The 25,721-nt window shown below is 57.4% G+C and carries 7 protein-coding genes; 5 read left to right on the top strand and 2 right to left on the bottom strand.

All coding sequences use genetic code 11. From position 1 onward, the window contains the following. Nucleotides 1-409: 409 nt before the first annotated feature. The 5 genes from HFP54_RS16430 (at nt 410) to HFP54_RS16450 (ending at nt 5,512) form a co-directional block, all read left to right on the top strand. Nucleotides 410-1,117, top strand: a complete 708-nt coding sequence (locus tag HFP54_RS16430; RefSeq protein ID WP_168565941.1) for a hypothetical protein — start codon at nt 410-412, stop codon at nt 1,115-1,117. A gap of 61 nt (nt 1,118-1,178) precedes the next feature. Then, nucleotides 1,179-2,252, top strand: a complete 1,074-nt coding sequence (locus tag HFP54_RS16435; RefSeq protein WP_168565942.1) for an Ig-like domain-containing protein — start codon at nt 1,179-1,181, stop codon at nt 2,250-2,252. A 74-nt stretch (nt 2,253-2,326) separates the two neighbouring features. Further along, nucleotides 2,327-3,400 (top strand): hypothetical protein, encoded by a 1,074-nt coding sequence (locus HFP54_RS16440; protein WP_168565943.1) that lies wholly within the window; start codon nt 2,327-2,329, stop codon nt 3,398-3,400. A 36-nt stretch (nt 3,401-3,436) separates the two neighbouring features. Further along, entirely contained in the window at nt 3,437-3,970 is a 534-nt protein-coding gene (locus tag HFP54_RS16445) for a hypothetical protein (protein WP_145298347.1), read from the top strand. Between the two features lie 405 nt (nt 3,971-4,375). Further along, entirely contained in the window at nt 4,376-5,512 is a 1,137-nt protein-coding gene (locus HFP54_RS16450) for an IS4 family transposase (RefSeq protein WP_168565944.1), read from the top strand. Nucleotides 5,513-5,557: 45 nt separating this feature from the next. On the opposite strand, the gene HFP54_RS16455 is transcribed toward HFP54_RS16450, so the two are convergent. After that, nucleotides 5,558-6,259: a hypothetical protein gene (locus tag HFP54_RS16455; protein ID WP_168565945.1), complete on the bottom strand. Its 702-nt coding sequence runs from the start codon at nt 6,257-6,259 to the stop codon at nt 5,558-5,560. A 25-nt stretch (nt 6,260-6,284) separates the two neighbouring features. Further along, entirely contained in the window at nt 6,285-25,382 is a 19,098-nt protein-coding gene (locus HFP54_RS16460) for a beta-propeller fold lactonase family protein (protein WP_168565946.1), read from the bottom strand. Between the last annotated feature and the right edge of the window lie 339 nt (nt 25,383-25,721).

Here is a 25,721-nt window from a genome sequence, read left to right on the forward strand (position 1 = left end):
AGCACGATCGTCAATCATTGAGCAATCGACTTTGGTGTCTTCCATGTCCATTACGTCCTTCCGGACGTGCCAACCGCAGGCGTTACCGAAACAAAGACGCCTGACCCCTTTGTCTTATCCAGATGACCGTGCGATGCATCGTCGAACCACTCGTAGCGGATCGCATCAGTCGCCCAGGGCGATTTCGGAGATTCTGATGCCTTTTGGCGATTTTTCTGGCGGGTAGCGAGCCGAAATCGTGCTCTTCCCAAGTAGAGCCAACTTCAAACGGCTTCATCGCTACATGAACTGTTTTGCCGAATGCGTGGACTGATGTCGAGACTCGCATGCCCGGGCAAACCCGGGGTGGTTGGTCAAATCGTCGTTGGCAATCCCGTATCGGACGCACACAAACGAAAGAGGAAGTAGAATGTTGAACGGAAGCAGCTTGGATCTGGATGAATCCAAGCTCTTAAGGATCGCTGAAGTCTTCTCGCATTGTCTCCACGACGACGCGGACCGGTGGCAGTACTCACTTCCGATGAATCAGTTGCATGAGCAGGGCTTTTCATCTGACCAGTTGAGCAAACTAGTTTCTTCAAACTGGATCGAACACGCGTTGGAGATCGTATCTGACAACGCTTCGCAGCGACGTTTTTCCTTCGATGGTTCGATGTCGTTCTCCGAGTCAAGTTGCTTCGCTTTGAGCGTCGAGGGTCGACGGATACTCAGCGGGCTCGTTACGCTCACTGGCGAGATCGCAAGGCCTGGTTCTTCAATGCACCCGTTTGCAAAGCCAGTCTGGGACGATGAGGGAAATCGCTTGACTTTCGCGGGCGTCCTGGTGAAACGTTACAGGCAACCAGCCGAAACGCAAAAGTGTGTGCTGCGTGCTTTTCAATCGCAACAATGGTCGAAGCAAATTGAGAATCCACTGCCCGACGAAGGATTTGTCGATCGCGTCGACCAACTCTATGAAACCGTTCGGTCGTTGAATCGTTGTCGCATCGTCAAGCTTATTCGATTCGAGACGATCGAGAGTCCTCACTTCATCGGATGGATCCTCGAACCTCAAGAACAGCCAAACAAGGTACAAAACGAAAAGCCGAAGAAGCACCCGGAAAGCACCCCGAGGTGATTCGGCAGGTGTGTGCATAATTCTGGACGTTCCAAGCCAGTTCCGAGGGAAGGAAGTTACCGTGCAAACAAAAAACACCGCAGCAACCGATGCAAAGCTGTCAATCCTCGTAGCCATTATTGTGCTCGCTGCAACACCCCTAAAAGCTCAGGCTCAGGAAGACGCTCCCAGCGCGACTCGACGCCCCACCGCCCTGAACGCCACTCAGGTCCACCAAGTTGACTCGCAGGCCCGTTTTCACCAAATCGACTTAGGCAAACTTGATCCTGCGGAGCCAGTTTCCCTCGGCATCACGCTTTCGAACACGGAAACGATCGCTCGTCCGTTGAAAGAAGTGTTGGTTTCGTGCGGATGTGTTGCGGTCACGAAGGATGCGTTGTCGCTAGATCCCGGAAACACGCGTCTTGAGTTTAAGGTCACGCCATCAACGAAAGCTGGGACTCACCGCGAGAGCATTCAGTTCGTCTACCGTGACACCGACGAAACTTCGAGCGAGGAAACGACCGTCCTGCTTACCTACCTATCCAAGCCACGCGTCGTTGTCGAGTTTGAGCGAGATGCATGGGAAGTCGATGCGACCGACAGGGGAACTTTGACCAGGGTGATCGTGCTGCGTAGCGATGTACGTGACGACTTGTCGTCCATCGTGGCGGCGACCTCACGAACGGATATCGCCCTAACTGTAAAGGATGTCAGACGCGAAGGTGAATCCTTTGTTCGAGAAGTGGTTGTTACGCTGACGAGTGGTGGCAAACGCTCAATACAATTACCCCGACATTTCTCGATCCATTTAAAGGACAAGCAACGTGATAAAGCCATAGCGAGCGTTCCGATGGTCGCCGTTGCAGCTGTTGAGGTTGATATCACGGCAATAAGGCAAGGAGGTGTCCTTAAAATCTATAGTCGCTTTTCGAAACCTCAGTCTGCCGCCCCGAAAACAGAGATCGATTTCGTTGACAGGTCGGCAGGGCGGAAAAAGGCGATAAAGGCAGTGCGGCTGAACTCCCGTTTGTATCGTTCCGAGCTTCCGGGTGGTTTGAACGACGCTTTGGCCAACGCCCTGTTCCGGGTCTCGACGGGAGCAAACAGAGAATCCACATATGAGTTTCCTCTCGCGCGGTATGCCGAGGATTGATTCTTGTCCCTCGCACGTAAGTGCCCAAGCTCTAATTAATGCACGTTCGTCCTCTCACTCAAGCAATCCTGGCAATGAACCTAAAAAAGCAAATGCCCTCCTGCCGAGAAACACCAAGTAAAGTTGTGAAAACAAGCGTTGCACGAAGGTGGTGCCGTTTCTTTTGGCGAGCTTCTTCGGTTGCCGTGGCTTTGTCGATGCTGACTACCTCGGGAACCGTTGTGGCTCAAGATCGGCCGATCAAAGTTTCGGCAAACCGGGACTTCGAAAACATTCTGTTTCATGCGATGGAGCAGCGGGGGAAGTTGATCTCCGTGAGCTTCAAGTACCAAATGAACTACACAGAGGCTGGCGAAGACTCGATCACTTGGCGACAAACAGGCGAATTAAGTGTTGACGAAAGGACAGACGCTTTCGCACACCTGTTTCAACGAATTGAAAAACCAAGCCCGGTGGAAGCGAAAGCACTGAGGGGAAACAAAGAAACGGCATCGGAGGGATCGCGTCGCTGGCAGCCCGGCGGTGTTGTGAAAACCGACCAGGGCCTCTGGATTTGCAGCCCTGAGATGCCGCGTGTTCGTCTCGTTCGAAATGGGGAACCCAGCGGCTTTTCATACTCGGTACCATTCGCCGTTCGCGGCTTGGGGTTTTCGTTCTATGGGAACTTCCTGCGAAAAGATGACCTGGATCTCGCCATCCTGCCGTACCTGACTTATCCGTCCATTAAAACGCTTTCATCAGAAGCGGGGATCGATGTGTTGAAGAAGACCAAACTGAACGGGGGAGTTGATTCCCTGAAAAACAATGCGGTCGAGTTTTTCAATGCAGGAGGATACGTGCTGGCAATCGATACGAATCGAGACTACTGGCCGATCGCCGGGCTCTACGAGCGAACGCGTTATGTGAAAAAGAAAGACGGAAGTTTCCGAGAAAATGGGACGCAGGTGGTTACTAAATACGAATGTGACCTAGAGCTATTCAATGGCCGATGGGTGCCCAAAGATTTTCGTTATTCAGGAACGTCTGGATCGCACGTCGTTTCCTTGCAGTGGTCCCAGTGCAACCCTGCCGAGCCTTTCGAACCATTCAATCATCTTACCCTGGCCAATCACGTTGCCGACGTAATGGGCCGTATCAATTCGAAGTAGCTGTTTTTTGTTCCTCTACTGAAGGAAAGATTTGTTATGTTGAAGTTGAATTTGAAGATGCTATGCTGCGTGTGGGCGGCTGCCTGCGGTCCTTGGGCCATTGGGCAAAACTGCTTTATCGATGCCGGTGCGACGTGCGAGGATCAGATCGGACTTGAATTTCTGTTCGCGTGCAATGCGACGCCTTGTTTGTATGAACATGTGATGGAGGGCGCGAACAGGAAGGTTCAGAACGGATTTTATGTTTTGAACTATGATTGCCCTGGGGATCATATTGAGGGTGTCGTCCAAGACGACGAAACCTACGACTGCATGGTTGATAACGATGACGGAACATATAACGGCATTGCGCCCGTTGAGACGGTGCAGTGTGTCAAGTTTCGTGTTTGCAAAGCGGGTTGCGAGGAAACCAACCAGACAGACCCAAATAACCCCATGATTCGCCTTGCTTACTGTCAGTCGTCGACGGTCCCCACCTTCTCGCATCCTGACGGGGAATTCGAGTCGACACCGTGCTTTGGTGAGTGTCAGCAAGGTGGTGATGATGACGTCGGGGACGATTACCAATGATCCGTCATACCATGGCAACGCCATTTTTGTCGATTTTGGGTTGTCACATTGGGCGAACTTCGTAGCGATGCCCACGCGCCCACCTCGTGACCACTCTCTGCGTGGTCACGCAGTGTTCGACGCTCCGCGTCATCTCCCAGGATCGTGCCGCGGGAGCGGCGGGGATTGCGAACACGACAAAGGGGTCAACACGACAAAGGGGTCAGGCGTGAATGCCGCGTCGTTAAAGGGCATTGCACGACAGGTAGTTAATTTTGGGTTTCGCTAGCACGACCGGTAGTGCTAGCGAACGTGATCTGCATTTACTGTGCCGAGGGATTCGCTGCCAGCGGCACAAAACACGACGGAGCCTTGTTGTAATGTGATGAACGTCTAAACCCATCACACAAAACAAAAGGCCCCGCCGTGTCACACAAGGCTATCAGTTCATTGTCCCGTTTGGCAAGCAAGTTGGAGTCTGATCCCGAGCAGTCTCTCGTCTTTGAACGGTTCCTGCCTGCGGTCGAAGTGCGTGAAGTGTGCGCGGAATTCGGGCACTGTTTTCGCGATCGGATTTACACACCCGTCATCACGTTGTGGATGTTTCTCGGGCAGACGCTTTCACCGGACCATTCTTGTCGTGACGCGGTCCATCGGCTGAACGCTTGGCGGGTCAGTCGTCGAAAGGAAAGGGCGGTTACCAACACCACAGCATACTGTCAAGCAAGACAGCGATTACCAGAGGATGTTGTCCAAGAACTTGCCAAACGAAGCGGCCAAAGGTGTCAGCAACACGCGGCCGGTCGATGGCGGTGGAAGGGGCACGACGTTAAGGTTGCCGACGGCTTTACGTTGACGATGCCCGATACGCTGGAGAACCAAAAAGAGTACCCTCAGCAACGGAGCCAGAAGAAGGGATGCGGCTTCCCTGTCATGCGTTGCGTGATGCTGTTCTGCCTTTCCACTGGAGCTGCGTTGGACATTGCAATGGGGCCGTACCGGGGGAAACAATCCGGTGAGAACAGTCTGTTTCAGGCAATCAATAAGCTGCTTTTTCCGGGAGATATCCTGTTGGCTGATCGCTATTACGCGACTTTTGAAAACATCTACCAGGCGATCAAGGGTGGCTACGACGTCGTGATGCGATCTCACCACAATCGGCAGATCGACTTTCGTCGCGGCTTCAAACAAGGCAGCTACGATCAAATTGTTGCCTATCAAAAACCTGCTCGCCGTCCGGTCTGGATGTCAAAGCAAGAATACCGCGAGTGCGACCCATTCATTCTGGTTCGGCACGTGAGTTACGAAGTAAAACGCAAAGGTTTCCAAGTTCGTCGAATCGTCTTGGCAACAACGATGCTTCGACAAGACAAAGGGGTCAGGCGTCTTTGTTTCGGTAACGCCTGCGGTTGGCACGTCCGGGGAAAGCTAAAGGGGACGGGGGTGAATGGCACGAACTTAGGACCTAAGCTGCCGTGGCGTAACGGTTTCGGTTCGGATCACGGGGGTTTTTGCATGAGCTTGTATTGTTTGGCGCGACGTTTCAATTCTCTGGGCTCCTGACGCCCTGGTCGGTTTCCCACAGGCAAAGTTAAGGGGACGGAGGTCTTAGTTCGTCGAGGCACCCTCATAGGTTACAGGAGGCGGTTTTTGGATGCGACGAATTCGCCGTATGGAGGCCACGATTCCAAGTGCCAAGAACAGAGCGGAGCCGGGTTCGGGGACCGAGGTCACTTGCAGAGTGACCTGAGGGAGACTGTTTGGACCACCGATGGGGTTGCCTTCAAAGATCGCGTCATCCAATGAGAATGAAAAGTCTAGGTTTTCGAGCGCAAAGTCCTCTAAGAAAGGATCAAAATCTTCAAGCTGCAGGGCGGCGGTTCCGGGGCGATTTAGAGTGACAATGAAAGAACCCAGTTTGACTGCATCGCCTTTGGCACCGCCGGCAAACGCTAAACGGTCGCCTGCGAGGATGAAACTGTTTGCAGACTCTCGCATTGTCCTTGTGAATGTTTCGCCGAATGAGTCTGCGTTGCTCGTAATGGCTGACACAGAAATGACGTCGCTGTTGTGTCTCAGTCGAGTAGCGAACGAGAATAATCCATCAGTCCCGAGGCGTGTTTCCGCACCGGTTTGTCGCAGGATGAGTTCGACAGGGATTGGTTGACCGATCTGTACTCGAACGGTTTCGGTTGGCGTGGACTGCCCGGCGAGTGAAAGCCCTAGCACGAAATCGGCATTGGCAGAGCCGAGGGAGAGCAGGCTGACGGCCAAAGACAGGCCAACCTGAATGAAGCGTAACGGAGTCATACGAAATCCAAAGCAGGAGGTGGTGTTAAGGAGTGTCGAGGATCGTTCGATAGCGTCGTGCGAACTGCACAAAGTCGCGATTGTCAACGGCGCCGTTCTGATCGACGTCAAAGTTGGCGTCGTAACCGGCCATCGTTTGAGTGCGACGATAGGTTCTGGCGAACGCGGCAAAATCGCGGTTGTCGACATCACGATCACCATCGATGTCGCCGAACATGGAGAAGAGCAGGTCGGCCGCCTGGGCGCCGAAGACAAATTCGCCGCCGTCAACGCCGTCTCCATCTCCGTCCAGCCAGGTGGAAGTTCCCGCGCGACGGACTTTGCTCGGGTCCACTCGCAATTCATAGTTGCCGTCGATCAGCGATCCACTGGCTCGGACCAAGTCACCGCTGAACGAGAGGGTGACCACGGTGTCGCCGTTGGCGTCGACGGTACTGACGAACGTCGTCTGTACTGATCTGGAATCGTCACCATGTCGGATCACGGAAAAGGCGTCGTCGTCAATGTCGACGGCCCCGTCGAATTGCACGGTCAGATCACTAACGATCGATCGTTGTGGTGATTCACCCACCGACACTTTCATGACGTCAACAAGGTCGACCAGTTGAAGCAGGACGTGGTCGCTCCGTTCGATCGCGTTCCAACCCATGCCTGCGGGGGCATCGGGAAGCATGTCGATTTGGAGATCAGCGGGAGCAACGTTGACTCGGGCGGATTCCACGCCGTCGAATTCGATCAGCTCGCGACGCTGTGGCAGCGGATTGCCAGTTTCCAGATCCCACCATGTCAGTCCGTTTCGAGTCGCGGCCACCATTTGATTGCCGCCCAGCAATTCAATGTCCTGCGGAAAGTCGAAAGCGGCGCCTTGGAAAAGGTCCTGCTCGATCGATTGAAGGAACGTCAGGTCACCGGATGCCGGGTCACGCTGATAGACCGAAATGGTTCCGTAGTCAGTGCTGCTGAAGACAGCGTGTCGTCCGTCGCGCGTGATCCGCATCTGTGAGGGATGAAGCTGCGACGGATAGTCCTGGGATGAAAGGTCGATGGACTGGGTGAATTCCAACCAGTCGTTTTCGGTGTCGCGACGATAAACGTCGACACGATTCTCGTACGTTGCGACGACGTAGACGAAAGCTCGTTCAGGGCTGACGGCGATCGATTTTGGACCCGAAATGGGTGCGGGGCGGTTAAAGTCCGTGACCGTTACCGAACGAGTGATAGGGAAACCTTGATCGAAGGTCCCGGCCACGCTATTGGTGGCTTCGATCCGCCGGCCGCGTTCGGTTTCGATTTCCAAGGTCCACGACCGGAATGTCGAAGTGTCATTGATGAAGAACACACTTTCGTCATCGATCAAAGTCAGCGTCCAAGTTCCGCCGAACTCGGTGGCATCGAATTTGGACAAAGATTCGATTGGTCGATAGACACCTGCCCCGTTGTAGTTAGCAATGCTTGTGACGGCTTCATCGTCCAACGTCAACGGCGCTGAATCGATCGACCCACCGACGTCGGCGTATAGCTGCACCATTGTTCCGTCGGGTGCGGACAAGAAGACGTCCAGTTCGTCCATGTTGTTCTGCCGGACATCGATCGATACGTTCACGTCGGCGATACGGTCATAGCCCAAGCCATCGGTCAGGCTTTCCAGGGCACCATCCTGGGACCTTGTCCAGTACAACGCACTGACCCAATCCCCTTGAGCGATTTGATCGTAGTTGCCCAAATTCACCGGGATTCCGATCGCACGAACCTGACCATCGGGAAGCGGTTCGAATTTGTTGATGCTTGTCGGGCCGGCCACCCAGAAGTTTCGCCCGTTCACGTTCAGGATGCGGTTCGGCCCGCGGCCTATGTCGGCTGATACGGTTTGTGCCCAAGTCAGATTTCCTGATGTGTCGCGATCGAAAATCGTCACGGTGCCATTGGTGAAATCACCGACCATGACGACATCGCCCGCGTTACTGATCTGGACATCACTGGGCGCTGCGATTCCCGTCACGCCGTCTTGACCGTTGACCATTTGCTGGCGTTCAGTTTGATCGGCGTTGAAAACGGTCAAGCGACCTTCCGCCGTATTGATCGCGTAGATGTTTTGACCGTCGGTGCTGGCCGCGATCGCATCGAACCCTGCAATGACAGAGTCTGGCGAATCCACGGCGCCACGCAGGTAGGCGACACCGCCGCTGGGCAGTTCCAGATCGTCGATGCGGGTGTATTGTCCGGCGACACTGGCGGTCACACGAATGGGCGTTTCGGGAATCAACATTGCCCAAACCTGTCCGCCATCCAAGGCGGTCAATGCATGTCCGCCACCGGTTCCAGTTCCCGGAGTGCCGCCAAACTGTTGATTGACGGCGACGCCCCCCGTTGAAAGTTGACGCGAAAAGGTTGGAGCTTCATCGTCAACGATCACTCCTATCTCCGGTGCATCAATCGGCAACGACGTCAGGTTAGCGAATACCAGCATGTCGTAACCCGCATAGACTTCACTGGTCGACGCATCATTGTCAGTGTCTAGCGAGTCCAAGCGCATCACGGCAACCACCGCGTCGGGGTTGCCGGACGTATCGACGTCGGGCAAGTCAGCCGACGTCACTTGGTCCAAGACGCCATACGCGTCGGCACCACCGATCAAGTCGGTCAGGCGTGGTACGTGGGGCGAACCGTCAACAAAGGGGTTCTGGTTCAGCAGCGAAGCCGGCAACCGACTTTCCGGCATCGTCAACACGTCGCCGCTGGATTCGACCAGCGGACTTGCACCGCCGGCGATTGCTTCCAGTCCGGCATGAGCACCGATGATCAGGCGACCGTTGTCTCCGGCTTGGCTTTGCTGATCAACGCCGCTTCCGCCGCGGGCGTCGACCTGCAGGCCACTGGTGCCGGAGATCACGTTTGCGACAAACTTGACACTGCCCGCGGCACCACCGGCGCCGGCGGCACCCAAGCCTCCTTCGCCGCCGTCCGCACCCACGGCACCCGGCATTCCGTCGCTTCCTTGGCCGCCCCGACCCGCGGTGCGACCGCTGCCTTTTTGACCGGATGATCCCGACAGACCGGGTGACGGATACGATTTGACGTTACCGCCATCGGTTCGACCTTCGTCCAGACGCGATGGGTCGGCCGGGGCGGCATCACCGCCGGAGACGTCCACCATGGCTGTGGTGTCGTTGCTATCGTCGGATCGATCACCCGCGAATCGGATGCGACCGACGCTGGTGATTTCAAATCCACCGCCACCACCGCCGCCGTTGCCTCCGTCGCCGCCTCGACCTCCGTCACCACCATCGCCTCCGGTGCCTCCGATACCGCCATAGCCACCGTTGCCACCGGACAGCGAAACGAGTGGTCCAAATGGTGACTGGAATCTCACATAGGCACCGCCGCCACCTCCGCCGCTGCCCCCGGCACCACCACCGCCGCCGCCGCCACCGCTTCCGCCAGCCCCACCGGCTCCACCACCGCCACCTTGGCCTCCGGAAATTTCGAACGGATTGCTCGGCGAAAAGCTGCCCGGATCGGCAACCGAACCGGCGCCGCCGTTGCTGCCGGGTAAGCCGGGCCGCCCGGGGCCGACGCGATAGCCGGCGCCGCCGTTTCCGCCCGAAGCGTTGTTCGAAGGATCACCGGAATGTCCGCCCGTTGCGTTGTATCCGCCGACGCCACCTTGTCCCAGCGTTCCGGGCAAACCGATGTCGCCACCGTTTTCCGTGGCCACGTTGTTGATCCCCACCCCACCATCACCGCCGGAGGTTCCGGGCCGGCCAACAGTTCCGAAACCGCCTGACTGGCCACGTCCGCCACTATCGCCGCGTGTCGGCGCTGACGTCGAACAATCGAAGAACGAACACGAAAGCACTCGGCCGCCGGTGCCGCCTGAACCCCGGGTTCCCCGAAGGCCACCCAGACCGCCATCGCCGCCATCACCACCCTGTCCGCCGAGGCCCCCGGCACCGCCGCCTGGTCCGGGCGTTTGACCATCAGCGGCAAAATCGAACACGACATCGTCACCAATGATGGCGTCTGCGGCGACGAAGAATCGAACGCCCCGCGAACGATCACCGACCACGGTGACCCGAGACTCATCGGGCAAGTGAAGGTCACCGGCAAATCGGAACTCCGCAATGCTTCCGTCCGAGATCCAGTCCGCCGTGAACGTCGTCCCGTTGAACTGGCCACCGCTGGCGACGCCATTGATGGTCAGCGTCTGCGTGTCGATTTCAACGAGACCGGCGGAGGCTTCCGGTGGAAGTTCCGGGCCCAGCGGTTGGCCCGCACTTGCCGGATACGCCAACAGCGAAAGATTGTCCAGCATGACGGGCGCCGGCGAATCGATCACCATTGTCAAGCGACGAAGCGTCCGAAAGCGATCGTCCAAATCGATTCGAAGCACCCCCGATCCGGCAACGATCGAGAAAGCTTGTTCGACGATTTCGCCGTTCAGCGTGTCTCCGATCAAGCGAAACGCACCGGCGGTTGACGCGCGTAATACGTCAATGCTGAACAGGGCGAACCCGGTATCGACCAGTGGTGCCAGCGTGACTTCACCGCTTAGCGAAACCGCACGGCTGGACTGTTCAGCCGGTTGCAACATTTCGTTTTCGCTGATCAGTTCAAAACCATCTTCCACGTGACGTGGTGATTCCATGGTGAATTGATCAAAGCCCATGTGCCGGGCAAAGCCGCGAGACCTTGTTTGCACCGGCCCGGTCACAACGCCGGTGCCACTTGCGACAAAGAACTTTGATCCGTCGATAGATGTTGCGGACGCTGTGTCAACGGTCAGGCTGTCGTGCATCGAACCCGTTCGCAGTTCGACATGATCGACATCCAGGGTTTCGACAATCTCCGCCGAGACCAAGTCGCCGGATGCCAGCGGTTTGGTGACGCTTAAGGTTCCCCCGGCATCGACAATCCATTGGGTCGGCGACTGCGCCATGGAATCATCGACCACCAGACGTGCCAGTGTCAGACGTGGCGGATGGACCGGCGGGATGTCGCCGAATTCGCCCACCAACAGCGTCGCAAGGTCGTCACCTTTGAAGCTAGAAAAACTGGCGTCCCATCCGGCCCAAGATTCGATCACAAGCGTGTCGTCGCCATCGCCGGTACCGGCAATCAACCGCATCGCCGGCGCATCGTGCTGAACATCGCTGCCAAGAGTCAGGTCGGTGTCACCGTCGCCCAAAGCGAACACGGTAAAGAAGATGTCATCCAGCGTGACGGTATGCTCGCTGGTGGCGGTATCCCCGGTCGCGTCTTGTCGCCAGCTGATGGAGGCATCACGCCCGGGCCCGGCGGTTCGCCATATCCGTCCGTCGGTGATGTCCGCATCGACATCCTGCAGATACAGACGCACTTCGGCTTCGTCGTCCCCACCGTGAACCGTCAAGGATCGTTTGACTTCATAGACATTGATTTCCTCGGCACCTGCACCAAGTTCCAATGTCAGGTTTTCGGGCGAGGCATACACCTGCAGATTCTCACGAACGTCCGATGCAATGAATTGAACGTCGTCGATACCGGCAAATCGAAGCGGGAAATCCAAGCCGAATCTGACCAGCGTGTTGTACTGGGTCGTGTCCAGAACGCGGATGGATTCGACGAATCGATTGGGAACGGAGAAGCTACGGGATTCGGTCAACACAAGTCGGATGTTGCTGATCTGGCCGGTCAGGCTGAATTCGGTTTCCAGTTCGAATGCGAGCGAATCGCTGCCCAGACGTGGGTCGCCGATGGTTCGGGCATTCCCGTCGGGATCCAACTCGACCGAAAAGTTCTGTTCTGCGGCGAAAGCCTGCAGAGCCGCGTACGATGCGAACGCATGCACCGGAGTCCCCGGGGTGAGTGTGACAACGGTCAAGCCATCACGGTTGTCCGGACGCATCATGTCGTCGATCAACCCGGGTTCTCGTAAACGGTCACGATTACGGATCTGGTTCTTGACCACGTTGGCAAAGATGGTGGTCGACACCGCGTCGGGAATGACGGGCAACAGATAATCGACATCGGTCCGCAGTGACAGGTCGCGTAGTTCGATCGAATCGAACGCCCCGTAAGCCAATGACCCTTGTTGTTGACGAAGTGTTTCGGTCACGCCGCTGTTGTTGATCACCAGTGACGTAGTGCCCAGTCCCGCACCACTTTGACCGTCGATCGTAAGCGTGCCTTGGATCGGCGAAAGCAGATAACTGGCCGGCATCGTTTCTTGGATGACTCGGCGTGGAACGACGACTTCCCGAGGCACCAGAAGGGGCGGTTGCGGTGTCCGCGTGGTGATGGTCCGGTACTTCGCCGGTACATGGATTCGGCGATAGATGGGGAACAGCTTGAAGATGGGAATCGCGTAGCCGACGATCTTGCTGTAGCTATAAGCCGGACGTACCAGAACGCGAGAGGTTGTGACGATATCGGGTTGGGCGATCGTCTCGACCTCGGTACGTGTCGATTCGGGAATGACCACATCCAGGGTCTGTGAGTCACCACCGACATGGACCACGTCATCGCCGCTGCCCGGATTGATTTGCAGATCCAATTCCGGCAGTGTTGAATTGACGTAGATCTCATCATCACCGGCGCCGGTCAACAGGATCAGCCGTTCGACATTCACCACCTCTTCCAGGATCAAGCCCGCGCCGTAGATCCGCTGGACGGGCACCATTTGGGCAATCCCATCGACGACCTGTTCCACCATTTCGACATAGACGATGAACTTGTCGCCCGCCGGTGTTCCGACGATGACCAGCGTGTCGATCCCCGCACCACCGTTGATCTTCACCGGGGCGTTTTCAACGTATGACAGGATGTCTCGTTCGCCTTCGGCCGAGTTGACGACGATCTGTCCCAGTGCCACCGGTTGGCTTTCATCCGCATCAACACGCTGAAGATGAGCGTAAAGAAAGAAGGTGTCGTCGCCGTCTTCGCCATACAGATTGATCGGTGCGACGTTGTGATTGACTTCGAAATAGTCGCTGCCGCTTCCTCCGTAGAAGGATGCGGGATAGGAAACGCCATTGGTGATGTCTTCGACGACTTCGAATCCACCCACCATGGCCGTTTCGCGAACGCTGCCGATAAAGAAACGGTCGGAGCCGGAGTCACCACGTACCGTCATCTCGACGCTGGTATCATCGACAATGAACAGGTCGCTGCCTTGCAAGCCGGACACCACCGGCAATTCGACACTTCCGTATTCCACACGCTGGGAATACAGATTGACCAGATCGGGATTGCGAACATTGATGTCGGTGGTGAAATCCGAAAGTGCCCCGAACAGATTTCCGGTGGACGAATCGTCAACGGCCAAAACCCTCTGGACATAGCCGCTGCCGAACTGAAACGTGTCGGCACCACGTGTTCCGCGAACGTAAAGCTGATCCAGTCCATCGCCCCCGGAATCGGCGATCGACACAACGGAGTCTGCGTCAGCGGCCGCGCGAGCATCCAGCGTGATCGTGAAGACATCCGCGGCGGCTCCGCCATCCAGAATGGCTTGGCCGGTGAATCCGATGACGTCAAATCGGTTGACGCTGATCGAAGGTTGATCGCCGCCACCGTCCGCATCGAAGCCGCGTAATTCGATCAGCTCGAACACACCCGGCAGGGCGTCAACCGAACGCGTGATTTCCTGACGTGGAAGCAACACGTTCCCGTCGGGCAAAAGATCGGTCCGCACGCGGATCATCGTCAGCGTGTCGTCGGTCAAGATGAAATCGCCGTCATGGCCTTCGACCAAAGTGTCCATGCCGGAAACGTCCAGGAAGGCATCGGACCCGAAACCGCCGGACACCAGGTCGTCGCCGGGACCCGAATTCAAACGATCGTCAAACGGCGATCCGATCAGCGTGTCGTTGCCTTCGCCTGTGCGCAGATCCAACGTCAACCGATCCGCCTCCACGCCGGAGGCCTCCACGCGATCGTGACCTTCCAGAGTTTCGATGATCAGTCGATCGCCGCCGGTTCGTGACGAATTGGCCACTGAAAATGCGACGCTGTTTTCGATCGTCCCGTAAACGGTGACGTCGTTGCTTAGCACCGTGATCGTATCGTCGCCGCCCGTTCCAAAAATTGTTAGCACGTCGGCAGACGAATCGATTCCGTATTCCGGTGTGATGAAGACTTCTTCGATCGGATTTCCGTCGGCATCCAGTTCCGGATTGCCCGAAGCGTCGACCACCGGAATACGTTCCTGTCGTGAACGCTGAATCAAACGAGATTCAAATTGGATGGGATCGTTTTCTGCATCGGGATCGGTTGACGTTTCATCGTCCCTGACCTGCCACAGGGGATTGCCGTCGTTATCGGTGCGTCCGGCTCCGTCGAATCGTTGCGCCAGAAATGTGCTGCCGTCGGAATTGGTCAACGACTGGGTCAGCGGAAAACCGTCTGCGTCGTATAGATAGGTGCCGCCGGGTTCCAGCAACTGTCTGCGAAACCTCGGCACGCTTTCGTCGCGTACTTCACCGTCGCCCATGTCTTGATGGCTGGGGACGGCCAATCGAACGTCACGGAACTCCGAACGAACTCGAGTCTCCACCTGGGTGAACTCGGGCAGTCCGTCGACCAAGACGGGATTGCCATCGATGTGCGACTGTGCCAGTACCGTCTCGCCGCTCGGTAAAACGGTTTCGAACAAGACCGGAATCCCGGCTTCGTCAAACACGTATTCACCGGCGTCAAACGTCTGACGATAGAACACCAGGTCGGCGGAAACGTCGACATCGTAGTCGTCTTCCGGCTCAAAGATCCGTGCGTTACCGATGTCATCCACCAAGACGGTTTCGTCGACCTTGATCGACTCCGTCAATACAACGGTTTGTAAGATCTCGCCCGTGCCAAAGTCGACATCCACGGCTTCTAGCGTCGTCATCGACACATCGGAAACCGTTACCGCATCCGCACCGGCGTAAAGCTGGATCTGGATTCGGCCGAACTGCTGCAGCAACAGCGATTCCACCGTTCCCGCCGATTCGAATCGCACCGTCACGTCATCGGGATTGGCCGACGATGGATCGACGAAGACCACGTCTCGGACCGAAGCGTCCAGGCCACTGACGCGGATGGTGTCGATGTCTTTATAGATCAGGCCCTCGACCAGTTTTTCCGATTCGCCGCCTACGATCGTCGCATCGACACCGTCGCCCACGGTCCATTCAAAGGTGTCTTCGCCGTCATCGCCAAAAAGCGTATCGATCCCGGGGCCACCTTCGATCGTATCGTTGCCGGCTTGAGCGTTGATGACATCCATGCCAGGTCCACCGCGCAAAAAGTCACGCAGAAGTTCGGGCTGGCCGCCGTAGATGGGAACCAAGACGCCGGTGGAATCATTCGCCAAGTCACCAAAGATCAGGTCGTCGCCTGCACCGCCGTCAACGCGGTCTTCACCCAGGCCACCGACAATGCTGTCGCCTCCCTCGCCGCCACTGATCGCATCGTCGCCGTCACCACCGTCCAGTCGGTCGTCACCGTCGCCGCCTTCGATCAGGTCATCACCGTCACCACCGCGAATGATGTCCGGACCGCCCATGCCGCCCAGAACGTCGTTGCCATCACCGCCGTCGATGGTGTCGATCGCATCGGATCCCATGATCGTGTCGTTGCCGACATCGCCATAGATCTCGCGTGACGTGGCAACGGTGGAGTTCACTTCGATCGTGTCGTTTCCCGCACCTCCATGGATCTCGATCCTGGGCCTCACGCCTTCGGCAACGATGTAGCGATCGTCGTTGGCGGTTCCCGGGATATAGATTGTCGAAACGGCAGCCGGGTCAAAGTGTCGTCGGCTGCCGCGTGATGTCACGATGATACGATCGACCGGGTTGTTCACACCGTCATTGGGTGTCACGTCGATCGGTTCTTGTTCGATCAGATAGGTTTCGCCTTGTCCGGCGGCCACGGATTCGCCGGGCCCCGGTTGGTAACGAACGGTGACGACGTCGCCGGATTGCGTCGCCACAATCGCCGACGGGTCGGGGCAGCTGAAGTTGAAATCAGCCAAAACGGAGTTGAAGAAGTTCTTGCGAGCTTCGAACACGGTGATTTCGCCGAAGATCCCAAGGTCCAGCCCGACCCAAAAGAACGCGTCCAAAAACGCCGATAGCTGGCCGCTGGTGTCAAACAAACAGCTTGCGCCCTGGTCCAGACGTTGGGCAATTTCTTGCAGACGCAATTTTCCGTCGACGACATTTCCAGGCTGAAGCGGATCGGGAACATCGTTCAAATCAAAGCCGACCGACGCCCGGATTCCGCCTTCCACACCGGCTTCGACCAATCCCGCAATGCCGACCGATGCACCCGCGGTGATCGCACTGGTCAATGAAACTTCGGGAACATCGCTTCGAACCGCTCCGTTGCCGTCAAAGGAGACTTGGTCGTCGACAAAGAAGCCTTGGAAGATTCGGTCGGCCTCGTTGATCGCAAAATCGGTTTCGGACCATTCGCGAATTCCCGTCGTGTCGAAACCAAAAATGAAGTCGGTGTCGGCTGTCACTCGACCGCCCAACCGTGCGTTCAAGCCGGGAAAGATCGGAAAGGACTTGCGATACTGAAAGTTCAGATTCAGCCCCGGCATCTCATACTTGAACAGATCCACGTCCTTGCCCAACAGCATGCCGAAGGCGGCCAGTGGATCGGTCAACAACGGGAACTGAAAGCTGCCTTTGGATGTACCGATGCGATCGGTCACCCGCTTGGACTTTGGATCCGATGCACGATCGGCTTGAGCCACGGTATCGTTCGTGGTGCTATCCGCGATCTCGCCACTGCCGCCCGAACGCACTTCGTCGCCGATGGTGAAACTGCCGAAGTCGATGATCGGTGACCCTTGGGACGGATCAAACGCATCGATGTCGTCGATGAACTCCACCAGACGAGTCACCGCTTCCACGCCACGTGCGACCGGTGCGAATTTCGTCGGCCCAAGAATGACTTTTGCGATGTCCAGCAAAGATGTTTGCGACGCACCCAATTGCCGCAGCAGCGGGATATCGTCGGTCAGCACTTCCACGATCGGCCTGACCGGATCGGTGACCTTCGACACTTCATCGACAATAGGGCCGACAAAGCCGGTGATGAAATGGCCCAGGTCCATTTGAACGTCGGCAAATTCCACGATCGGTGATCCGCCGAAGTCAGCCGAAGATCCGCCGGTGCCAAATTCCACCTGCGCGAACAGTTGATCGTAGTGGATCGTCGTGTTGACCTCCGGCAGTTGCAGGCCCCCGGAATCGGGAAACGAAACACGTCCCGCGATGTCCACATTCGCGTCCGCGGAAAGCCTGGCTTGAACACCCAGCGAATCGCCGCGCAGCGGTGCCCAACGTCCGTTGGCATCGCCGTCCTGCAGATCAATCTCGAACGACCCGCGTAGTCCGCTGGCGCCGTCGTCGTCGATGACTTCATCCAGATCGATTTTCAGAAACCCCAACTGCCCTTCCACCGAGGTTCCCGGTTGCAAGGTCGCAGACAGGTCCAACGAGAACTCTGCGCCGCTTTCGGTCACGCCCTCGGTGTCGACGAAGAACCATTCAGAACTGGACAGCCCAAACCCGAGACCAAAGACATAGTCCATCGCGATCGTGACGGCGCTGCCATCGTCCGACTTCAGTCCCAGACCAGGGACACTTGCATCGAAGTCAAGTGGGACGGTGAATGGCTCGAACACGTTGCCCGAAAGCACAATGTTGAACTGTGCGGCACCGTCGTCGATGCGAATCCCGATGTCTTCGGGCGTTTGGATGTCTTTCAACAGCAAACGTCCCTCGGCGTCAAACTGTGGTCGGCCGGCTGCATCCAAGTCGGGAACTTTCAATGCATCGTTGCCCAACCGACTGACCAAGGCGTGCAATTCACGCTGGACCAGATCAATCACGCTTTCATCGTTTCCAATCGCCGATTCAAGCGCCGCGCCCAAACGCGGGTCGTGATCCGATCCGCCGTAGTAGTAGAACCCTTCCGGATTTGCCACATCCTGCTTCACACCCAGCAGGTCGTCTTCCAAGGTGACCAGGAAATCGGCCACGGATTTCAAACGATCACCGATCAGCGGCAATCCGAGTTCGTCGAACTTTGCCTGAATGTCCGTCTGCAGTCCGTCGAACATTCCCTCCAGACCGTCCAGCAATGTCCGCGGATCGTTCAGCAGTGCCGCGATCCCCATGAACTGTTCAACACCGGGACCGGAAAACTCGTAATCGAACTCCGCGCCGCTCAACGAAGCGTCCTCCACGGACAACGCGAGCGCCAGAACGTTGTCCGCGATTCCGTTGCCATCGGCGTCCGCTTCGGTGCCACCGACCGGAACCGTATCGGTCAAATACAGCGGCAACCGAACATCGATTCCACCATCGACGGTGATCTGCAGGTCATCGGTGCTGATGTCTTCGAGCGAATAGAAACCAGGGTCGTTTGGCTTCAAACCATACGCACCACGAACATCGATGTCAGCGGTCGCGTCTTTGATCTTGAAGCCGAAAGTGCCAAGGTCACCATCGCTCTGTCCGATCAGGTCATCCAAATCCAATTGCACGTCCAAGGTGACAGGCTGCCCAAACGACGCAGCCGCCGATGCATGAACCTCCGATGTGTCGGCAAAGATGATCTGAGGATCAGTGACATCGTTCAGATCGATTCCGAATCCTAGATCGACTCCCGCTGCACCCGAAACCGCCAGCTTCACCTGTCCATCTGCATCACCCAATCGAACATCCAGCGCCGAAAGATCGACCGAAACGCCGCGCAACAATGGCGTGTTATCGACGAACGATTGGATGTCGTCCCGGAACAAAGCGTTCAAGTCGACTTCGAATGCAAACTCCGAATTCAGCAACGTGCGTTCGAATTCAAAGTCCACCAGGAATTGGCTGTCGCGGTAGGTGATCGTGAAGGGATCCAACGGCTGACCAAACAAGTCGTTGACCGCTGCGTTCAAGTCGTCCGACAGTTCACCCAGGCTGCTGCCATCGCGAACACCCTCGATCGCATTCTTCAGCCCGACAATGAAGTTCTCGGTTCCATTGCCGAACAGATCGATGGCACTCTTGTTCAACCCAGGAATCTTTTTCGCGATCAGACTGGCATCGTCTCCTTCGGCATCCACCAAGGCGTCCAAGCCAGCGATGATGCCGTCCAGAATCTGATCCAGACTGACACCACGCAAATCGAACAATTGGTCCAAATCGCCGATGTCCAATTCGATGCTGTCGATCAGACTGTCCAGGCTGCCGATGCCGGCATCCAGCGTTCCTTCGGCCCGTAACGCCATCGTGCCGGTGTCAAATCCGGACAGCGAACCAGTCATCGTCAGCGGCAGATCGATGTCGTAGTAGGCACCGGCATTCAGAGTCGGCAACAGTTGCAGCGGGTCGACCCGCCGACCAGTCAAATCCGCTTGACTCAATCTCGCTGTGGTCCCCAACGACATCTGTGCTCCGATATCAATGGATCCCTGTTCAATGCCCAGGCCGAACGGGCCCAGCGATACGGACACATCAAAGGGGGCATCGCCACTGGCCGCTTGGAAAGATGCAACCAATGTCGGTGCGTCAACGTAGAAGCTTCCTTGCGGATCAATCCCGAAAATGAAGTTCAGGTCGATCCCACCGTCCAACTGAATCACCGGCGGCGCGTTCGAGTCGACCGTCAAACCGAGATCGGCGGCGGACAAACCGGCAAGCTCCATCTGTGACAGATCCAATGCGATCGATTCGCTGAAGTCCAAAGAAGTCAGATCAACACTGCCAACAAACGCGACGGAGTTGCTTGCGGGTGCGAAAGAGACGTTGTCTTGTGCGGCCAAGTCCAACGTCGTGATTAACGTGTCGCCATCGATGTCGCCGCCTGGGCCGAACACCGACGCGACATTGTCGATAACGCCGCTTTGCAGCTCGCTTGCCAACGTCGTCACACTGCCGGATTCGATGTTCATCAGGCCGGCCAGTGACACATCGCCAACAAACGGGATCGTGACACCGGTACCAAGCAACTCATCCAACCGGGTTCCCAGATCTGCGACCCAGTCCGCGAAGGCATCCAGGCCTTCGCCCAACTTGGACTGGTCCGACGAATCCACGCTGATGACGCTGATGGACGCAGCCGCCGGAAGCGTCAAACGCCGGCCTTTGGCGATGGTGTCCTGCATCACGTCGATCGGGTTGCCCGAACCGTCGACGGTGTCATGGCCCAACCCCAGCGTGTGACCGATCTCGTGCATGACGACCGACAGCAAATCTATCTGGCCCGCTGGTACGGTTTCGCCGGTCGCGGGATCCGGGTCGACGTACCACGTGTTCCCGGCCGCGGTCGGATCCAACAAGATCGATCCATCCGCAAGCGTTCTTGCAATTTCATCGCCCGGCAAGTGACCGAACACCAACGCCGGGGTTGCGATGGTTGGTGTTGCGGTGCTGGAACCAATGATCTGTACATTCGCCGCTTGCCATCGCGAAACCGCTTCGGCAACCACCGCATCGATCGCCGGCGTGCGTTTGTCGATCGCGCCGAACGGCAATGTCGAAGCGACAACGGGCGTGTCGTTCAGGTCGCCGCCGGCCAACGAGGCGCCCGTCGGCACCGATCGTCGGATCTGGCCTGGATCCAGCGTATCGCCGGTCAAATTTGACTGGTTCCAACCCAATCGTTGGGTCAACTCATGGATCACCACGCCCAACAAATCAATGTGGTCGGCGGGTGGATTGGACGCGGGGTCGACGTGCCAGCCATGATCACCGGCCGTCGTGTCGATCAGAATGTCGCCCGAAAGAATTCGAGTGGAAAGCTGCGTACCGGGCAGATCAATGATGCGGAACGTCAACGCGTCTTTGTCCAGACGTGTCACCGACAAATCATCGACCAAACGCTTCGCACCGTTGTCGGACGTCACCACAGACAGCGTTCGCGTGTCCGTGGTTCCGTCAGCTTTGGCGATGGTGAACGAGACTCCGTCGAACGCATCGAAAGCCGCGGAAACGACGGGTCCCGGAATGACGTCCAGTTTCAATCCCATCGGGACCGATGTCGTGACCAAGCTGTCTAGCGACAGTGTTTGGGCCGCCTTGGGCCATTGGTCCTTGGAATAGGCTCCGTTGCGATCAATGATTCGATAATCGTTGTCGGGCGACTCCAGGATTCGAATCTGATCCGTCCGACCTTCAAAGTAGATCTCGCGGTACAAGCCATCCAGACTCAGCCGGGCTTGCCACCGCCAGGACTCCGGCAACTCCGACAGGTCAATGATGTCCGCGCCGCCTCCCGGAGTGACCTGGTCCACTCCCCAGCCCACCGCACCATCGACTTGATAGACGAAGATCTCGTCATCATCGCTGCCGATGATCGTGTCATTGCCTCGGCCAGACACAACGCGATTGATGTGGGTGGCCTGGTAATCGGTCCCCAATCTTGTGACCGTCGACGACGAAAGATCAACCGTCACGTCGGCCAGTTGTTGGGACGCGAACAGATCCAGCGTTGATGTCGATGTGCCGTCCAACAGCGTGCGGTCGTTCTGAACATCCAGACCTGCGATGTCGTCGCCATCCCAGACATATTGAATGTCGCTGTTGCCGAACGCGAACGAGTCTTTGTGTGGGCTGCCGATGACCTTCGACACACCGACCACGGCGATGTCGCCCAGCGTTTGATTGATCGGGTTGTCACCAAAGTCGACCAGGGTCGTCAGCCCACCGAAGCGATTGCCTGAGATTCCCGTGGCGCTGCCGGTTCCGGTTTGGGGCAAGCCGGGCAGAAAGTTTCCGCCCGACAGAATCGCGCCAGACACGATGCCTGTCGGGACGGGAAACGCATCCAAGAAATCCAATCCGGGCAGCCCCGCTAAGTCGCCTGCTCCCGCGTCCACCGTGACGGCGGTGTCATAGTTGGAATAGTCCAGCACGACGCTGCCGAGCGAACCGGCCGTGACCGTTCCTCGCAGTTCGGCTTCGCCATGCATCCGCACGGTCATCGTGCCGCCCTTCGGACCGACCAACGATTCAATGTCAGTCGCGAAGACCATGCTTCGGTCGGTGAACCCGGATACCGCAGTCAGCACACCGCCCGGGTCAAACTCGGACCGATCCACAAAGTCACCGAGCGATTGATCCGTAACCACGATGTAGTTCGTGTCGACGCTCAGCGGCGGTTCGGGAACGTTGACGTCGGCAAGGTCGGGGTGGTCGTCGTTGAATTCGAAAGAAAGCCAATCCGGCTTCTCGTCATAGACGTCGACCGTAATGGATCCGACCATCGCCGAAAAATCGAGCGTGTCGAGTGCTTCCGGCGCTGATTGACCGGCAACGACCAAGTCCGGCGGCTCCACAACGAACGACAGTCCCCAAAGGTTCGCGTAGCGGTAAGAATCAGCCCCGGTCAGTCCCGACAGGATGCTCACGCCAGGACGCAACGCCTTCTGCTGGAAATCGTTGTTGCCGAAGTCCCCCTGGATCAGATTCACTCCACTGCCGAAGGAGACATCGCTGATCTTGCCACTGATGCTTGTCGACTCGAAGCGATACCGCGAAATTCCCGAGATCGTTCTCGCGATGTTGTCGTTGAACAGCGATGTCGGATCTTCGGTGGCAAGATTGACGACCTCGACGTAGCTTCCAGGTGCGTTTCCCAAAGGCCGAGTCAGATCAACGCGGTGCCCTGCACGCAAACCTGTCGGCACCGCGTTCTCCGTGAAGGGCACCCGAGTCCACTTGTTGGCTGCGGTAAACGTGACGAGTCCGGCAAACGTGACGTCCGGTGCGAACCGATAGCTGTTTTCATTGCGCCCGGTCACGATTTCCGTGTTCGCATCCAAGCCCTTGATCGTGATCGTGGGGGCGTTCAATCCGGGCAGATCGTCTTGGATCGTGTTGACCGGCGAAAACGTTCCCAGGTTGATGACTTTCAGCGTGTTGTCCGCTTGAAAATCAAACCGCAACCACTCGCTGACGCCGCCGAAGTCCAGGATCAACTTTTCGCCGCTGCTGCGCCCCGTCGCATCAATCGTGGCACTGGTCCATTGGTTTCCGAAATAGAACCGTTGTTCCGCCGAGCCGGTTTTCAACGTTTGGATGTTGTTTCCGACCAGCGTTCCGGCCGGCAGTACTGTCAATCGATCGCCGCCAGCCGAAAAGACGCCTGACCCCTTATCTCGGGATTGGCCGGCCACGGATTCGGTGTCGCGGGTGAAGGTGGCGGTGCCGACTTCGATGTGACGTCCGGCAAGGCTGTACGTGAGCGGTGCCGTGACGGCGGTGAAGTCCAGCGTTTTGTTGCGTGCCGCCAGGCTGTTGGATTCCACGACGTCGGTGCCCCAACCATCGGCAAAGCGTAGGATGTCCGCACCCGTGCCTGGATCGATGTGGTCGTCGCCCGGACCGCCGTCGATGTCGTCGGCACCACTGCCCGCCGAAATGTCGTCGTCACCCTCGCCGCCTTCGATGCTGTCGTCGCCACGACCACCGCGTATCTGATCATTTCCCGCACCACCGCGCAGCGTATCGTCGCCCGCCCCGCCATCCAGATCGTCGTCGCCACCCGCGCCATCCAGAGTGTCTTGGCCGTCTTCGCCACGCAGATGATTCGGCGTGTTGTCGCCGACGATGTCGTCATCGTCGTCGCCGGCCTGGATGATCGCGATGTTCGTGACGGTGCCCAATACACGAGGAAACAGTGCAGGGTCTACGGTAAAGTCGTCTTCGACATTGCCGCGATAGGTCAGTGTGTTCTGCCCTGCCCCGCCATCCAGATCGCCCGCCAAGACGGCACCGTCATGAAATATGAACTCGTCATCACCTGTCGATCCGATGATTTGGGCGATATGGTCGAACTGAACTTGTCGGCCATTCGCAAACGTCAACGTGACTTGATTGTGGCCCAAGAAGTCGTCGGTCGATCGAGCCGGCCGGACGTCGACCGTCACGCCGGCGGTCATCGCGGATAGATCCAGGACGCCCGTCGGCGTCACCCCGGAAGCGATCGCTGCATCAACGACCAGCTTGGTTCGCGTCAGTGCACTGATCAGTCCGTCGGTGCGCAGCGAATCGGCAAATCCATCGTGCACGCGAAACGTGTTGCCACCGCGACCGGCAACAAAGACTTCCAAGCGGTTGCTGGCAAGAAGCTCCGAATCAGGACTCTCGACAAAGTACAGCGGAACGCCTTGATCGCCGGGCTCCGGTGTAACGCTTGGCGGCAAACCCAAGTGAAAAGTCAGATCATCGGTGACGGTGGCGAAATCCAGGGTGTCGGTACCCTCGCCACTCCGCTCGACGACCTCATCTCCCAGTCCCCAAGCGGCGGCGAAGACGAAAGTGTCATCGCCCAGGCCGCCGGATGCGGTGTCACTTCCGGATCCACCAATCAGCGTGTCGTCGCCCGATCCGCCACGCAAAACGTCGTCATCTTCGTCACCACGCAGGACATCGTCGCCTTGGCCGCCGTCCAGGACATCATCACCCTGCCACCCCAGAAGTTCGTCGTCGCCGCGATCACCCAGTAGGCGGTCGTCTCCCCCTCGCCCAGACAGCAGATCGTCGCCCTTGCCGCCACGGATGTCATTGCTGAACTCGTCGCCAACCAACACGTCGTTTCCACGACCACCGATGATTTCGGTCACCCCGTTAAGGACCGTGAATTCGATTCCCGCGGATTGATAGGCGGGTGTTTCCGAAAGATTGACGTTGACCGCCTTCTTCACTCCGCCGGTGAACGTCGCGTTGGGGTCCAGAACGTTGGTCGTCGATGACAAGACGACCGATTGCGAATCCGAATTGGTCAGGATTTGCCCCTGAACCAGCTTCGCGCCCTTTTCGATGATGAAGACGTTTTCACCATCGCCCGGCACGAATCGCTCCACATGCTGGGCTTCGGCTTTCCAACCATTTGCCGCTGTCACGCTGATGCGATTGCGCGACTGGATGCGAAAGGTCAAGTTGTCGCCGAATGCGCTGAAATCAAGGGTGTCCAATGATCCGTCGACGGCTGCCGATTCAACAATCTTCGCTCCGTTCCAGTCGTTCGCGGTGAATTCATAGGTTTGATTTCCGCTCGTTGGTCCGAAAGCCTTTGCGTCCGGTCCCACAACCGCCAACATCCGTCGCTCCTCCAACAGTTCCCCACACAGGCGGGCTCGTCGACGACGCAATGACTTTTTCGACAGTCGTCGGCGTCGGACGGATGGATCGTTTCGCTGCATGAATCAGGGCACCAGATACCGGTCGGACAAGCGTGATGCGACGGCCTGCGAGACTCCGTCGCCAGTAAGCTTGTGTAGAACCGGTCGTGAAACCCGCCAAACAGATCCGCTTTGGCTTGCCTGGTATACAGACACACCCATGGGGACCTTCAAACAGTCGTGTCCAACGTCCCCGGCACCGGTGCATCGCGCTGAAACTTGAAGTTTGCTGGCGGGCAACGATCTTGGATGACAACATGGAAACGGACTTCGCTTTCCAGCCGTTTCCTCATCTCCGTCATGCCGCCA

It is taken from the genome of Crateriforma spongiae, from assembly GCF_012290005.1.
GTDB classification, from domain to species: Bacteria; Planctomycetota; Planctomycetia; order Pirellulales; family Pirellulaceae; genus Crateriforma; species Crateriforma spongiae.